The sequence below is a fragment of the Bacillus sp. RE35 genome, from assembly GCF_052146655.1.
Lineage (GTDB): Bacteria > Bacillota > Bacilli > Bacillales > Bacillaceae_G > Bacillus_A > Bacillus_A cereus.
In genome coordinates this window covers 4,488,526-4,504,773 of the sequence record NZ_CP197377.1, presented here as the reverse complement: position 1 = coordinate 4,504,773, position 16,248 = coordinate 4,488,526, and the positions used below count along the sequence as shown (strand labels likewise).

Here is a 16,248-nt window from a genome sequence, read left to right as displayed (position 1 = left end):
TTGTCGATACTATTTTAATAAGCGAATCGCCTTCTCCGTATTAGCGAAATGCAGTTTCACAAACTCAGGTAATCGTTCTTTACCAAGCTTTTGAATTAATTTAGCAGCAGCGATATCAACTTGTTTACCAGCACCTTTTGGAAGTGGCATACCAGCTTTTTTACTTAGTTCGTCAAACTGTTTTACGAATGAGTAGCGAGCTAAAATGGAAGCGGCGGCAACAGCTAAATGAACACTTTCACCTTTCGTAGCGAAGTAAACATTTTCACGCTGTACCTGTTTTTGTTTTGCTAAATATTTATAGTATGTATCAGGTTGTGTGAATTGATCGATTAAGACGCCTTCAGGTTTTGTAGGTGCCATTTTAGCTAATAAGTTTGTAATAGCTTTATTGTGTAGTAAAGCTTTTAACTTACCTTGGTTGTTTCCTTTATCAAATAGCTCGTTATATTTTTCGTTATGAAGGACAAGAGAGCTATAAGGAACAACGTGTAGAAGTTGTTTCGCAATGGCAGTAATTTGATCGTCATTTAAGTTTTTAGAGTCTTTTACACCAAGTTCTTTTAGTAGTGGAATTTGCTTTGCATCCACATATACAGCAACGACTGTCATCGGTCCAAAGAAATCTCCCGTACCAACTTCATCAGACCCTACAATAGACATTGTACCGATGGAAGCAGGAGGCGCATAACGATGGGAATCGACAGATTTTTTTACAGCTGTTTTCGGTGTTTGAGAGACAGTTTGCCAACGAGAAGCTTCTGCTTCAGCGCGGCCTCCTTGGAACATTACTTTTCCAGATTTATACGCTGTAATCGTGCAAGATGGTACCTTTGCCATGAAGATCCCGCCTTGCGGAGTTTTTGGGCTAAGCGAATGTTTATATTGTTGTTTCATGTCTTCAATTACTGTAGAATTTGTTTGAATTACGATAGAATTTGACATAATGGTCGCCCCTTTTTTTATATTGTTATTTTTATCATATCGGATTGTTCTTTCTGTTTCCATATTATGAAGGTTCATGGTATGATAAACTTTAGGATTCTGTACGTGATTGGAGGCCGGTGAGTTGTCACAACAAAAGGGAAAGAAAAGTCGAATTAATGTAGAAATCTATGGTCAGCAATATTCAGTTGTTGGCGATGAAAGTACAAGTCATATCCGCATGGTAGCAGCGATTGTGGATGATAAAATGCGCGAACTCAATGCCAAGAATCCTTCGCTTGACACGAGTAGACTAGCGGTATTGACGGCGGTAAACGTCATACACGATTACATAAAATTAAAAGAAGAACATGAGAAATTGAAAGAAAGTATGACAAAAAAAGGAATGGAATAACATGATTGATATTATTATCATTTTACTGCTTGTTATGGGATTTTTCCTCGGCTTACGCAGAGGGTTTATTCTGCAACTTGTAAAGTTAACAAGCTTTATTATCGCATACCTTGTTGCATACTGGTACTGTAAAGATTTAGCGCCAGCACTTGCGAAATTTATTCCGTATCCATTTGATAAAAACGTATCTGTTCCAGAATGGATTGATGCAAATAATATTGAGACAGTATTTTATCAAGCGCTTGCGTTTATCATATTGTTTATTATTACTAAAATTGCACTTTCATTACTTGGTAATTTGTTAAATATGTTTGCAGAAATACCGGTTTTAAAGCAAGTAAATGCGTTTGCGGGGGCAATCCTCGGATTTTTAGAAGTATATATTATTTTGTTTGTCTTAATTATCATTGGAAACATTCTTCCGATTGAACAAGTACAAACACCATTACAAAAATCATCAATTAGCAAAATAATTGTAGACGATACACCGATTCTATCTGAAAAGGTGAAGGAACTATGGCAGACAGGTAGCAGAGTATAACTTCTCTTTTTTCGGAAAGAGAAGTTTTTTTCTATGAAAGAAAGGCGGGGCAATGATGAAAGTAAATAAAAAACAAGTGATCAAATTATTAGAGACAATCGGGCTTTTTATGGAATTAAAGGGCGCGAATCCATTTAAAATATCTGCATTTCGTAAAGCGGCAGCAGCATTAGAAAGTGATGATCGTAGTCTTTCTGAGATTGAAGATTTCACGAAGATTCCGGGCATCGGAAAAGGAACAGCAGCAGTTATTCAAGAATATATAGAATCGGGAACATCTGAAGTATTACAAGAACTTGAAAAAGAAGTACCAAGTAGCTTATTGCCGTTATTAAAACTACCAGGTCTTGGTGGTAAGAAGGTAGCTAAGTTATACAAAGAACTTGGTGTTGTTGATATGGAATCGCTAAAAGCTGTTTGTGAGGAAAATAAAGTACAAGCTTTAGCAGGTTTCGGTAAGAAGACAGAAGAGAAAATATTAGAAGCAATCGATCAAGTAGGCTCTCGTCCAGAGCGTTTACCAATTGCGATGGTATTGCCTATTGCCGGGGAAATAGAGGAGAAATTGTCGAATATTGCTGAAGTAATTCGTTTCTCTCGCGCTGGTAGTTTGCGCCGTGTTCGTGAAACAGTGAAAGATTTAGATTTTATCATTGCAACAACAGAACCAGCAGCGGTACGTGAGCATTTACTACAATTTGATAATATGATTGAAGTAATAGCAAGTGGAGATACGAAAGTTTCTGTCCGTCTTCAATATGAATATGATATTTCAATTGATTTCCGTTTAGTAAAACCAGAAGAGTTTATTACAACTCTTCACCATTTCACAGGATCAAAAGACCATAATGTGAAAATGCGTCAAATCGCAAAAGATAAAGGCGAGAAAATTAGTGAGTACGGTGTAGAGAACTTGGAAACAGGTGAAGTGAAAACATTTGAGACTGAAGAAGACTTCTTTGCTCATTTCGGTTTGCCATTTATTCCGCCAGAAGTGCGTGAAGATGGAAAAGAAATTGAATTAATTAAAGAGTATCCGAACTTAATTCAGTTTTCCGATATACAAGGTGATTTACATATGCATACAACTTGGAGTGACGGTGCTTTTTCTATTGAAGAAATGGTACAAGCGTGCCGTGCTCGTGGATATAAGTTTATGGCGATTACTGATCACTCGCAATATTTGAAAGTGGCGAACGGTTTAACGAAAGAGCGTCTTCGTGAGCAAGCGAAAGAAATTGAACGTATGAATGAAAAGTATCCAGACATTACAATTTTACGCGGAATTGAAATGGACATTTTACCAGATGCCTCGCTTGATTTTGATGATGAAGTATTAGCAGAATTAGATTATGTCATTGGAGCGATTCACTCTAGCTTCTCACAAGACCGTGAAACGATTATGAAGCGTCTACGTACTGCACTTGAGAATAAACATGTCACAATGATTGCCCATCCTACAGGACGTCTTCTCGGGCGTCGTGAGGGTTATGATGTAGATACAGATTTATTAATTGAACTAGCAAAAGAGACAAATACAGTTTTAGAATTAAATGCGAATCCGAACCGTCTAGATTTAAGCGCGAAATTATTAAAACAAGCACAAGATGCTGGTGTGAAAGTAGCGATTAATACGGATGCTCATACGCTTGAAATGTTAGAAGATATGGAAACAGGTGTAGCAGCAGCACGTAAAGGTTGGATTCAAAAAGATAACGTGATTAACACGTGGGATATTGAACGTTTATTAGACTATATTAAACGTAATAAGTAATACAAGGGGGACCTGCAACATGTTAGAAAGAACGTTGCGTGTATTAGAATACAATAAAGTAAAAGAACAATTACTTGAACATACAGCATCTTCACTTGGTCGTGACAAAGTGAAGCATTTAGTGCCGAGCACTGATTTTGAAGAAATTGTAGAAATGCAAGATACAACGGATGAAGCAGCGAAAGTTATTCGTTTAAAAGGTAGTGCACCATTAGGTGGTATTACGGATATTCGCTCAAATGTGAAGCGTGCAAAAATTGGGAGTATGTTAAGTCCAAATGAATTACTTGATATTGCGAATACGATGTATGGTAGTCGTAATATGAAACGTTTCATTGAAGATATGGCTGATAACGGTGTCGAGCTTCCGATTTTAGAAACTCACGTCGCTCAAATTGTATCTTTATATGATTTAGAAAAGAAAATTACAAATTGCATCGGTGACGGCGGTGAAGTAGTCGATAGCGCAAGTGATAAACTGCGTGGTATTCGTACTCAAATTCGTACTGCGGAAAGCCGTATTCGTGAAAAGTTAGAAAATATGACGCGCTCTTCAAACGCGCAAAAGATGCTGTCTGATTCGATTGTAACGATTCGTAACGAACGTTACGTAATCCCAGTAAAGCAAGAATATCGCGGCGTATATGGCGGTATTGTTCACGATCAATCTGCTTCTGGACAAACGTTATTTATTGAACCACAAGTAATTGTAGAATTAAATAATGCACTACAAGAAGCACGTGTGAAAGAAAAACAAGAAATTGAACGCATCTTATTGATGTTAACAGAAGAAGTAGCAGTAGAAGCCGATATCGTTTTATCAAACGTAGAAGTAGTTGCAAATCTTGATTTCATCTTTGCGAAAGCTTTTTATGCGAAGCGAATTAAAGCGACAAAGCCGATTGTAAATAACGAGCGTTACATGGACTTAAGACAAGCACGCCATCCGCTTATCGATCCAGAAATAATCGTGCCAAATAACATTATGTTAGGTAAAGATTTCACGACAATTGTTATTACAGGACCGAATACAGGTGGTAAAACAGTTACGCTGAAAACAGTTGGTATTTGTGTGTTAATGGCGCAATCTGGCCTTCACATTCCAGTAATGGATGAGTCAGAGATTTGTGTATTCAAAAATATCTTTGCTGATATCGGTGATGAGCAATCGATTGAACAAAGTTTAAGTACGTTCTCCTCACATATGGTGAACATCGTTGATATTTTAGAAAAAGCTGATTTTGAAAGTTTAGTTTTATTCGATGAATTAGGTGCTGGAACAGACCCGCAAGAAGGGGCTGCACTTGCCATTTCAATTTTAGATGAAGTATGTAATCGCGGTGCTCGCGTTGTTGCAACGACGCATTATCCAGAATTAAAAGCATACGGATATAACCGTGAGCAAGTTATTAATGCGAGTGTTGAGTTTGATGTGAACACGTTAAGCCCAACGTATAAATTATTAATCGGTGTACCAGGACGTAGTAATGCCTTTGAAATTTCGAAACGTCTTGGATTATCTGATCGCGTTATTGACCAAGCACGTAACCACATTAGTACAGATACGAATAAAATTGAAAATATGATTGCGAAGTTAGAAGAAAGCCAGAAGAACGCAGAGCGTGACTGGAACGAAGCAGAAGCGCTTCGCAAACAATCTGAGAAACTTCATCGTGAGTTACAACGTCAAATTATTGAATTTAACGAAGATCGCGACGAACGATTATTAAAAGCGCAAAAAGAAGGGGAAGAAAAAGTCGAAGCTGCGAAGAAAGAAGCAGAAGGTATTATTCAAGAACTTCGTCAATTGCGTAAAGCACAGCTTGCAAATGTGAAAGACCACGAGCTAATTGAAGCGAAGAGTCGTCTAGAAGGCGCAGCGCCAGAGCTTGTTAAGAAACAAAAAGTAAATGTGAAAAACACTGCACCGAAACAACAGTTACGTGCAGGTGATGAAGTGAAAGTATTAACGTTCGGTCAAAAAGGTCAACTACTTGAAAAAGTAAGCGATACAGAGTGGAGCGTACAAATCGGTATTCTGAAGATGAAAGTGAAAGAATCTAATATGGAATACATTAACACACCGAAGCAAACAGAGAAAAAAGCAGTTGCAACGGTAAAAGGTAGAGACTATCACGTTTCATTAGAACTTGATCTTCGTGGTGAACGATTTGAAAATGCAATGGCGCGCGTTGAGAAATACTTAGACGATGCCCAGCTTGCAAGCTATCCTCGCGTATCAATCATTCACGGTAAAGGGACAGGAGCACTTCGCCAAGGTGTACAAGATTACTTGAAGAAGCATCGCGGTGTAAAAACCTTCCGTTACGGTGACATGGGCGAGGGAGGCCTAGGCGTAACAGTTGTCGAATTAAAATAGAAAACAACGAAACAAAGGGGAAACCATTATATGTTTATGGACAAACTTGCAAAAGTATTGTTAGCTTGTTGTGGAATATTTTTGGTGATTGGGGTTATTTATTTAGTTGTTTTTGCGAAGTGAAAAAGCGTCAATCGTGGCAGAATGATATTGCCATAGATTGACGCTTTTAATATATGTGAAAAGGAATAGAACATGAAAATCAACCAATACATAAGCGAAGCAAAATTATGCTCCAGACGTGAAACAGATCGTCTCATTAAAGCTGGACGCGTGGCTATTAACGGCGAAATATGTACGCACGGTGCACTCGTAAGCGATGGTGATAGGGTAACGATTGATGGGCAAGTTATTGTAAAAGAAGAGAAAGAAAAAGTGTATATCGCATTTCATAAACCAGTCGGAATTACTTGTACAGCAGCCGATCATATTGAAGATAATATTATTGATTATATCAATTACCCAGAGCGAATCTTTCCAGTTGGGCGATTAGATAAAGCATCAGAAGGACTTATTTTATTAACGAATGACGGCGGCATTGCGAATCAAATTTTACATGGTGATCATGAGCACGAGAAAGAATATGTTGTCACAGTCGATAAACCTTTTACGGACTGGTTTATTGATGAGATGTCCCGCGGTGTAAAGATTAAAGATGGAATGACGAAGCCGTGCAAAGTGACAAGAGTCGATCAATCAACATTTCGTATCGTTTTAACGCAAGGAATGAACAGGCAAATTCGTAGAATGAGTCGTGCTTTCGGATTTACTGTAATAAAGCTAAAGCGAGTACGCATTATGAATATAGAGCTAAATGAGCTTGAAGTTGGAAAGTGGCGGAGCGTTACAGCTGAAGAGTTAGAAATTTTAATAGGGCAGTTATAGGGAGGAAAAATTTTCTCCCTATATTTTTTTGTCAGAAAAAATAAAACTATTGATTTTTTAAAAAATAGCCCATATAATAAAAAACAACAAGTTTCGACAAGATATTTTATAAAAGTAATGATGAGGACATGAGTTGTATTTTACGATTCTCAGAGAGGGAAGCCTTAGGCTGTGAGCTTCCTAATACGAAAAGACAAGCTTACCACCTCTAAACTTCAAGAGTGAACTGCATACATGATGCATTGTAATTCTTGGCGGATAAAACCGTTATCAATTTACACGAGCTATAAAATGAGCTTATTTCGTTATAAATTCATTTTATTAGAATAAGGGTGGAACCACGATTTCAACACTCGTCCCTTTATTAGGGACGGGTGTTTTTTGCGTTCTTTTACGGGGAAGTATGCTTGAAAGAGGATATGTGACGGATTTTAATTCAGAATATTTTGTTAATTTATTATTTTAGGAGGTTAGTAGAAATGAAATCATCTTTAAAGTTTTCAGAGATGTTTGCAATAAGTTTAATGTTATTTGCACTGTTTTTTGGTGCGGGTAATATGATTTTTCCACCAGCGTTAGGACAAGGCGCTGGAACAGACGTATGGATTGCGTTGTTTGGTTTTATCGTAACAGGCGTTGGACTACCTTTATTAGGAGTAATTGTTATAGCTTTAAAGGGAGATATTAATGAGCTAGCAGGACGTGTACATCCTATATTCGCACTTGTTTTTATCACTGCAATTTATTTATGTTTAGGCGTATTCGTAAGTGTGCCGCGTACAGGAACAGTAGCTTATGAGATGAGTATTGCACCGTTTTTACCAAGTGAGATAGCTGGTCAGTCATATCCACTTGTTATCTTTACACTTATTTTCTTTGCAGTCACTTTCTATTTAGCTTTAAATCCTTCGAAATTAGTGGGTCGTATTGGTAAAGTGCTAACTCCAATATTATTAGCTGTTATTGCAATTATCGTAGGTAAAGCACTTATTACACCAATTGGAGAATTTGGTGCACCGACAGAAGCGTATAGTGCTCCTCTCTTCAAAGGATTTATTGATGGATATTTAACTTTAGATGGACTTGCAGCACTGGTATTCGGAAATGTTGTAATTCATGCGTTAAAAGAAAAAGGCATTACAAATAAAAACAGTATTGCAAAAGTAACAATCTTTGCAGGATTTATTGCAGCGCTTGGTCTACTACTTGTGTATTTAGCACTTGCTTATCTTGGAGCTTCTAGTGTGTCACTTGGAATGGGCGCAAACGGAGGAATTATTTTAACAAATGTCGTGAATCATTTATTTGGTAGCTACGGAACTTTATTACTAGGGATCGCAATTACAGCAGCATGTTTAACAACTTCTGTAGGTATTGTTGCAGCTTGTGGTGATTACTTCTCTTCTTTATTACCAAAGCTTTCTTATCAAAAAGTCGTTTTCATTTTCTGTGTATTAGCATTTATGGTAGCAAACCTTGGGTTAACTCAGTTAAATGCATTAGCATTACCAATCTTAATCGCAATTTATCCAATTGGAATCGTACTTATCGTATTATCACTTGTTGAAAACTACGTTCGTCTTCCATTAGCGATGTATGTGGGCGGGATTGTAGGAGCATTTGCAATAAGTTTCTTTGATGGGTTACACAATGCAAACCTTCAAATTGCAGCGCTAGCACCTATTTTAGATAAGATTCCATTATATAGTGTAGGGATTGGTTGGTTAGTTCCAGGCATAATCGGTATAGGATTTGGTTATATAGTTTCTAAGTTTCGAAAGCAGGAAATTGCTGTAGAAAAATAGAGAAAAGAGGCTTTCTATAATAGAAAGTCTCTTTTTTTGTAAAAAAAGCCGCATATAGAGAAATTTAGATATTAAAAATTTTATACGTAATATAGTTGACAAAAAATTTATGAGTAGGCTAAGATTGACTTAGTTGTGGAAATATTGGAAGGGAAGTGAGGGAAACGGGGTTTCTATAACTATAGTGTTGTTATGGGAAGAGGTGAAAGAGGAGAAGAGGAGAAGAGGAGAAGAGGAGAAGAGGAGAAGAGAAAGTTTATTTTTTCGACTTACATTGAGAATGATAATCAATAAATACGTTTTATAATTTTTTCTCAGTTTCTATGCCTTCGTATAAGGAATAGGGTGAGATATTATTTTTAATATCGAATGAGAATGATAATCAATAATGCTTATGTTACATAAAAGAATGCTAATTAAATAATAGGTAGAAGAGATTATTTTTTTCTTGTGAATTGAGAATAATTATCATTTTCAGAAAAAGTGAAATGAAAGATAACCAAGGAGGAAACAAGAAAAATGAAAAAGGTTTCTGTATTACCCGCTTTTATTATAACGTTCGTATGTATGCTAGCTTTTCTTGTAATGCCATACGGGAATGCTTCAGCAAAACTAGCTGATGGTACTTACGATATTAATTACGTAATTCAAAAAGCGGAAAATGATTCAGCTTCAATGGCAAATGACTATTTTGAAAAGCCGGCAAAATTAATAGTGAAAAACGGTGAGATGAGAGTACAAGTTCCGATGAATCATAGTGCTTGGATTACAGAATTTAAAGCACCAGAGAACGGAAATTTTGTTGATGCGAAAGTTGTTAGTAAAGATGAATCGGCAGATAAAAGAACAGTAGAGTTTAAAGTAGATGATTTATCCAAACCGGCAGCTGTAAAAATTCATGTTGTTGTACCAAGTGCAAACTATGACCACCACTACACAATTCGTTTTGCTTTTGATGCAAATGTAAAAGCTGTAGGTGGCGATAATGGCGTAGCTGCTACAACAAAAAATAATGATCAAGCGAAAACAGATACACAAGTAAAAGAAGAGAAAACAAAAGTAGAGAGTAAGGAAACAGCTAAAGAAGTGAATAAAGAAACAAAAAATGAAAATGGAAAAGCTGAAAAAACAGATAACCCAAAAACAGGCGATGAAGCACGTATTGGATTGTTTGCAGCGTTAATTCTTATTTCAGGTGCTTTCTTAATTCGTAAAGTGAAATTGAGTAAATAAATCTTTTGAAGGGTGATGAATATATGTTTAAACAATTTAAAATGATTATTGCCGTATTTGCTGTTTTATTTACATTTATCGCAACACTAGGTTTACAAGATGCAAAGGCTGCTACAAAACTAGCTGATGGAAAATATAATATTGCTTTTACTGTATGGAAAGGCGATAAAGATGAATCGTCTAGAATGAATAGTTATTTTGAAAGCCCAGCAACATTAACAGTTAAAAATGGAAAACAATATGTTTCATTTAAAGTGAAAGATAGTGCTTCTATTAAAAGTTTCCAAGTAGAAAAAGATGGTCAATTTGTAGAAACAACCGTGTTAAGTGAAAACAAAAAAGATAATACTAGAGTTGTAGAATTTGAAGTTGCTGACTTGTCAAAAAAACTAAATGGCAAGGTGAAAATTAATATTCCAATTATTAATTATAATGCTTCGTATGATATTCGCTTTGTATTTGATGGGAACAGTATTAAATAATTTTCAAAAGGGAGAGTCGTTCCATTGAACAGGTATACAAAAATTATTGTTGCTATGTTTTTAATGATATTTACATTCGTATCAACATTACAACCACTTGCAGTTCAAGCAGCTACCAAGTTGGCTGACGGTGAATATTCAATTGGCTTCAAAGTTTTAAAAGATACATCAGATGAAGAATCGATGATGAATCAATATTCAGTAAGTCCGGGAACTTTAAAAGTGAAGGATGGGAAAAAGAAAGTATCCTTTACATTAACAAATAGTTCATGGATTACGAAATTTGAAACAGAAAAAGCAGGTAAGCTAGTTGCGACAAATGTAATTAGTGAAGATAAAGAAAAAGATACAAGAGTAGTAGAATTTGATGTAGAAGATGTAGAGAAGGTATTAAATGCAAAAGTAAAAGTAGATATTGATTTTTTAAATTATCATCATGAGTACGACGTTCGTATTGCATTTGATCAAAATAGCATTACACCAATTCATGTAGAAAAACCAAATGAAAAAGAGGACCCAGCTAATAAGCCAGATCCAAATGAAACTACCGATCCAGGTCAGAAGCCCGACCAAAAGCCTGACCCAGATCAACAACCAAATTCTAACACAATTACAGATGGTGCGTACAGCATTCCATTTAAAGTGTTAAAAGATCAAACAGATGAAGAATCTAAGATGAATAGTTACATGGTAAATCCAGGAGTATTAAAAGTAGAAAACGGTAAGAAAAAAGCAATTGTAACACTAAAAAGTAGCTCATTAATTAAAAATTTCCAAACGGAAAAAGATGGCGCATTTGTTGATGCAAAAGTAGTGAGTGAGGATAAGGAAAAAGATACAAGAGTAGTAGAGTTTGAAGTAAACGATTTATCTAAAAAACTAAATACAAAAGTATTTATCGAAATGGCATCAAGAAATTATAAGCAAATGCATGATGTACAACTTTTATTTGAACAAGATAAACTTGAACAAATTAAAAATGAAGAGAAACAACCAGAAGTAGAAAAACCGGAGGCAGAAAAACCGGAAGCAGAAAAACCAGAAGTAGAAAAACCGGAAGTAGAAAAACCAGAAGTAGAAAAACCAGATGAAAATAAAAAACCAGATGCTGAAACAATTAAAGATGGTGAATACAGCATCAATTTTAAGGCATTAAAAGATCAAACAGACGAAATTTCAATGATGAACACATATACAAAAAGTCCAGGTGTGCTAAAAGTAAAAGATGGTAAGAAGTATGTATCATTTACGTTAACGAACAGTTCTTGGATTACAAAATTTGAATTTGAGAAAAATAGTTCGTTTGTTGATGCAAATGTAATAAGTGAAGATAAAAAAACTGATATACGCGTAGTGGAAGTAGAAGTACCAGATTTATCGAAAAAGTTAAATGCAAAAGTAAAAGTAGATATCGATTCAATGAATTATCACCATTTTTACGATATTCAATTTGCATTTGATAAAGGTAGCATTAAGTCGTTAGATAACCAAGGTGAAAACAACAACCAAGGTGGAAACAACAACCAAGGTGAAAACAACAACCAAGGTGGAAACAACAACCAAGGTGAAAACAACAACCAAGGTGGAAACAACAACCAAGGTGAAAACAACAACCAAGGTGGAAACAACAACCAAGGTGAAAACAACAACCAAGGTGGAAACAACAACCAAGGTGAAAACAACAACCAAGGTGGAAACAACAACCAAGGTGAAAACAACAACCAAGGTGAAAACAACAACCAAGGTGGAAACAACAACCAAGGTGAAAACAACAACCAAGGTGGAAACAACAACCAAGGTGAAAACAACAACCAAGGTGGAAACAACAACCAAGGTGAAAACAACAACCAAGGTGGAAATGATAACCAAGATAATAGCACAACAATTGATCCAAAAGCTCTTAAAGATGGTGAATACAGAATTGGCTTTAAAGTGTTAAAAGATCAAACAGATGAAATCTCAATGATGAACACATACACAAAAAGCCCAGGTGTATTAAAAGTAAAAGATGGTAAGAAATACGTATCGTTTACATTAACAAATAGTACATGGATTACGAAATTTGAATTTGAGAAAAATGGTTCTTTCGTTAATGCAAAAGTGTTAAGTGAAAATAAAGAACAAAATACAAGAGTAGTAGAAGTAGAAGTAAACGATTTGTCTAAAAAATTAAATGCAAAAGTAAAAGTAGATATTGATTCAATGAATTATCACCATTTTTATGATGTTCAATTTGTATTTGATCAAGACAGTATTAAAGCCTTAGGGAACCAAGGCGGAAACGACAACCAAGGCGGAAACGACAACCAAGGCGGAAACAACAACCAAGGCGGAAACGACAACCAAGGCGGAAACAACAACCAAGGCGGAAACAACAACCAAGGCGGAAACAACAACCAAGGTGGAAATAATAACCCGAAAGTAATAGTTGATCCGAAAAATTTAGTAGATGGCCAATATGATATTACATTTAAAGTATTAAAAGATAAAACAGATGAGATTTCAAAGATGAATGACTATGTTGTAAATCCAGCGAAATTAATCGTAAAAGATGGTAAAAAATATATTGAGATGACGCTGAAAAATAGTGCGTGGATTACGAAATTCCAAACGGAAAACAATGAACTATTCGCTGATGCGAAAGTAGTAAGCGAAGATAAAAATGTAAATACGCGAGTAGTACAGTTTGAAGTAGAAGATCTATTTAAAAAATTAAACGCAAAAGTAAAGGTAGACATCGATGAGATGAACTACCATCATTTCTACGATGTGCAAATTCAATTTGATACAAATAATATCGGCGCGTTAGGAACTCTTAAAGAGGAACCGAAAAATGAACCGAAAAATCCAGTGACTACACCGAAAGTAGATAATGTAAAAACAGTAGGTACTCCTGATTTTAACCGAAATGCAGATGGTCAGAAGAAAAAAGAAGATACAAAAAATGATTCGAAAAAAGAGAAAAACTCAAAAACTGCAGATACAGCACAACTTGGTTTATATATGGTGTTACTGCTAGGTTCACTTGCTTTACTAGTTCGTAAATATAGAGCAGGTAGATTGTAATTTTTGGAGTCTTGATGCATATTCGCGTGCATCAAGACTTGTTTCATATTGTATGGAAAGGAGTGGTGATTGAGAGTGAAGAAAATTGCAAGTGTACTAATGGCTATCATTTTGTTAATGAGTATAGCTGGGTGCTCATCACCAAAAAAAGAAACAGCAAAGCAGGTAAAGAGTGAGAGTAAAGAGCGCGTTGTTGCAACAACAGTGGCTGTTACTGAAATTATGGATGCGTTAGAAGTAGATTTAGTTGGCGTTCCAACAAGCTCTAAAACTTTACCGAAGCGATATAAAGGTTTACCTGAAGTTGGGAATCCAATGAGTCCAGATATGGAAAAGGTAAAGTCATTAAAGCCTTCAGAAGTGTTATCTGTGACAACACTTGAATATGAATTAAAGCCAGTTTTTGATGGTGTGGGTATGAAAGCAAACTTTTTAGATTTAACGAGTTTGAAAAATATGCAAAGTTCTATTAGCCATTTAGGTAAGAAATATGGGCGTGAAAAACAGGCCGAAGCAGTAGTAACTAAATTAGATAAAAAGGTTGCTAGCATTCAAAAAGAAGTAAAAGGAAAGAAAGAACCGACAGTACTTATTTTATTAGGTGTGCCGGGAAGTTATTTAGTAGCAACAGAGCATTCTTATATTGGAGATTTAGTGAAACAACTAGGTGGTAAAAATATTGTGCAAGGTGAACAAGTAGAATATTTAGCTTCTAATACAGAGTATTTAAAGAAAGCTGATCCAGATATTATTTTACGAGCAGCTCATGGTATGCCTGATGAAGTTGTAAAAATGTTTGATAAAGAATTTAAAACAAATGATATTTGGAAACACTTTGCTGCGGTTAAAAATAACCGTGTTTACGATTTAGAAGAGTGTTTATTTGGAACGACAGGCAATTTAGCAGCAATTGAAGCGTTAGATGAATTGAAAAAAATGATGTATCCGTGATGCATTTTAATATAAAGGAAGAGTAGAATGAATAAAAAAACTTGGAGTTTCCTCATTGTTACTGCATTGCTTATTGTTATGACATCATTGTCAGCGATGAAAGGGAGTTTAGAAGTAGGTATTGTTGAACTTGTACAAGGGATATTTACAGGTGGAAATGAAGATGTTGAAGTCATTAAAGATTTACGTTTCCCGCGTATTATTATTGCGTTGTTCACTGGAGCGGCTCTCGCTGTTTCAGGTGTGCTTTTTCAAGCTGTTATGAAAAATCCACTCGCCGATGCTGGGGTAATCGGTATATCTTCAGGAGCAAGTTTTATGACACTCGTTATTATTACGTTGTTTCCGCAATTCTTTTTCTGGACACCCGTATTCGCCTTTTTAGGTGGTGCGCTTGCATGTTATCTCGTGTATTCGTTTTCATGGAAATCAGGATTAAGCCCGCTTCGCATTATTTTAATTGGTATTGCCATTAATGCAATGTTTACTGGATTAAATGAATCATTCGTTACGATTTGTGGGTATTTTATTAAGAGTATTAAGCAAACGACGACTTCTAATATAACAATGAAGACGTGGGGCGATGTAGAAATAATGGTGACTTATGGAACGATTGGTCTTATTCTTGCTCTGTTCGTAGGAGCTTGGTGTAACTTATTATCGCTACAAGATAAGACTGCGAAAAACTTAGGCTTGCACGTGACGAGAGTTCGTCTTATTATTTCTGCCATTGCAGTACTCTTAGCGGCAGTATCAACAGCGATTGCAGGTGTTATTGCTTTTGTAGGATTACTAGTTCCGCATATTTCAAGACAATTAGTCGGTTCAGACCATAAAGTATTAATTCCATTTTCTGCGCTTGCAGGGGCGTTATTAATTTTGACGGCAGATACAATTGGAAGGTTAATTGTGCCACCTAACGAAATTCCAGCAGCAACAATTATGGCGGTTATTGGTGGTCCATTCTTAATATTTTTGCTTAGAAAGAGTGATAAAGTTCATGGAAATTAAAAATGTAACCTTTTCATACGATAACGTAACAAATCGTTTAAAGTCTGTTAGTAGTGAAATAGAAATTGGGAAAATTACAACAATCATTGGACCGAATGGATGTGGGAAATCAACATTACTTAGTGTCATGTCTAGAAACCACGCTCCTAGCAGTGGAGAAGTAATACTTGATGGGAAAGCGATTGGTGAATATAAACCGAAAGAGTTTGCTAGAAAGCTAGCAGTTGTCCATCAACAAAATGAGGCTCCAGCAGATATTACAGTGGAAAAGCTAATAAGCTTCGGGCGTATGCCATATAAAAATATATTCTCTCCGCAAACAGATGAAGATAGAGAAGCGATTGAGCGTGCACTAGTATGTACGAATTTACAAAGTAAGCGTGATAAGCCAATTTATGCTTTATCTGGTGGAGAGAGGCAGCGAGTTTGGATCGCGATGACATTAGCTCAAAATACACCAATGCTCTTCTTAGATGAGCCGACCACATATTTAGATATTTACTATCAGTTAGAAATATTAGAGTTAGTGAAAGAGTTAAATGAAGTGCATGGACTAACGATTGTAATGGTATTACATGATATTAATCAAGCCATTCGTTATAGCGACCATATTATCGTTATGAAAGATGGAGAAATCATTACGAAAGGTATTCCTAATGATGTAATAACAGAAGAAATGGTTAAAGCAATATATGGTGTAGATGTCATTGTAAAGCAGGATGAAGATACCGGATTGTACATGGTACCTATGGGAATCTAAAGGCTGAGCATAATCCGTTTT

At 35.9% G+C, this 16,248-nt stretch carries 13 protein-coding genes and 1 other annotated feature; of the genes, 12 read left to right on the top strand and 1 reads right to left on the bottom strand.

Features of this window, described 5'->3' with window-relative positions; translation table 11 throughout:
• Window positions 1-9: 9 nt before the first annotated feature.
• Entirely contained in the window at window positions 10-945 is a 936-nt protein-coding gene (gene rnhC, locus ACTL4X_RS22995; RefSeq protein WP_000071590.1) for a ribonuclease HIII, read from the bottom strand.
• Window positions 946-1,069: 124 nt separating this feature from the next.
• Here rnhC and zapA point away from each other — a divergent pair, with 124 nt between their 5' ends.
• The 12 genes from zapA to ACTL4X_RS22935 all read left to right on the top strand — a co-directional run bounded on the left by zapA (window position 1,070) and on the right by ACTL4X_RS22935 (window position 16,227).
• Entirely contained in the window at window positions 1,070-1,339 is a 270-nt protein-coding gene (zapA, locus tag ACTL4X_RS22990; RefSeq protein ID WP_000082701.1) for a cell division protein ZapA, read from the top strand.
• A 1-nt stretch (window position 1,340) separates the two neighbouring features.
• Complete coding sequence (locus ACTL4X_RS22985) at window positions 1,341-1,880, top strand: CvpA family protein (RefSeq protein ID WP_000565409.1); 540 nt, start codon at window positions 1,341-1,343, stop codon at window positions 1,878-1,880.
• Window positions 1,881-1,935: 55 nt separating this feature from the next.
• Window positions 1,936-3,654 carry a DNA polymerase/3'-5' exonuclease PolX gene (gene polX / locus ACTL4X_RS22980; protein ID WP_000867532.1) on the top strand — a complete coding sequence of 573 codons (1,719 nt, stop codon included), beginning with the start codon at window positions 1,936-1,938 and terminating at the stop codon, window positions 3,652-3,654.
• A 19-nt stretch (window positions 3,655-3,673) separates the two neighbouring features.
• A complete protein-coding gene (locus ACTL4X_RS22975; RefSeq protein WP_000893713.1) occupies window positions 3,674-6,034 on the top strand; it encodes an endonuclease MutS2 in 2,361 nt (786 codons plus the stop codon).
• Between the two features lie 195 nt (window positions 6,035-6,229).
• Window positions 6,230-6,919: a 23S rRNA pseudouridine(2604) synthase RluF gene (locus tag ACTL4X_RS22970; RefSeq protein WP_000700716.1), complete on the top strand. Its 690-nt coding sequence runs from the start codon at window positions 6,230-6,232 to the stop codon at window positions 6,917-6,919.
• 108 nt (window positions 6,920-7,027) lie between these two features.
• Window positions 7,028-7,283 (top strand) — a binding site (T-box leader).
• A 115-nt stretch (window positions 7,284-7,398) separates the two neighbouring features.
• Window positions 7,399-8,724, top strand: coding sequence for a branched-chain amino acid transport system II carrier protein BrnQ6 (brnQ6, locus tag ACTL4X_RS22965; RefSeq protein ID WP_000842636.1), 1,326 nt, complete (start codon window positions 7,399-7,401; stop codon window positions 8,722-8,724).
• Window positions 8,725-9,243: 519 nt separating this feature from the next.
• Complete coding sequence (gene isdC / locus ACTL4X_RS22960; RefSeq protein ID WP_000757953.1) at window positions 9,244-9,957, top strand: heme uptake protein IsdC; 714 nt, start codon at window positions 9,244-9,246, stop codon at window positions 9,955-9,957.
• A 23-nt stretch (window positions 9,958-9,980) separates the two neighbouring features.
• Window positions 9,981-10,439: an NEAT domain-containing protein gene (locus ACTL4X_RS22955; protein WP_000476164.1), complete on the top strand. Its 459-nt coding sequence runs from the start codon at window positions 9,981-9,983 to the stop codon at window positions 10,437-10,439.
• Window positions 10,440-10,463: 24 nt separating this feature from the next.
• Window positions 10,464-13,505 carry an NEAT domain-containing protein gene (locus tag ACTL4X_RS22950; RefSeq protein ID WP_441394955.1) on the top strand — a complete coding sequence of 1,014 codons (3,042 nt, stop codon included), beginning with the start codon at window positions 10,464-10,466 and terminating at the stop codon, window positions 13,503-13,505.
• A 69-nt stretch (window positions 13,506-13,574) separates the two neighbouring features.
• A complete protein-coding gene (isdE, locus tag ACTL4X_RS22945; RefSeq protein WP_002204706.1) occupies window positions 13,575-14,456 on the top strand; it encodes a heme ABC transporter substrate-binding protein IsdE in 882 nt (293 codons plus the stop codon).
• A gap of 27 nt (window positions 14,457-14,483) precedes the next feature.
• Window positions 14,484-15,467: a FecCD family ABC transporter permease gene (locus tag ACTL4X_RS22940; RefSeq protein ID WP_001036848.1), complete on the top strand. Its 984-nt coding sequence runs from the start codon at window positions 14,484-14,486 to the stop codon at window positions 15,465-15,467.
• Window positions 15,457-16,227 (top strand): ABC transporter ATP-binding protein, encoded by a 771-nt coding sequence (locus tag ACTL4X_RS22935; RefSeq protein WP_000403758.1) that lies wholly within the window; start codon window positions 15,457-15,459, stop codon window positions 16,225-16,227. Before ACTL4X_RS22940 ends, ACTL4X_RS22935 begins: the two co-directional genes overlap by 11 nt.
• Window positions 16,228-16,248: the final 21 nt, after the last annotated feature.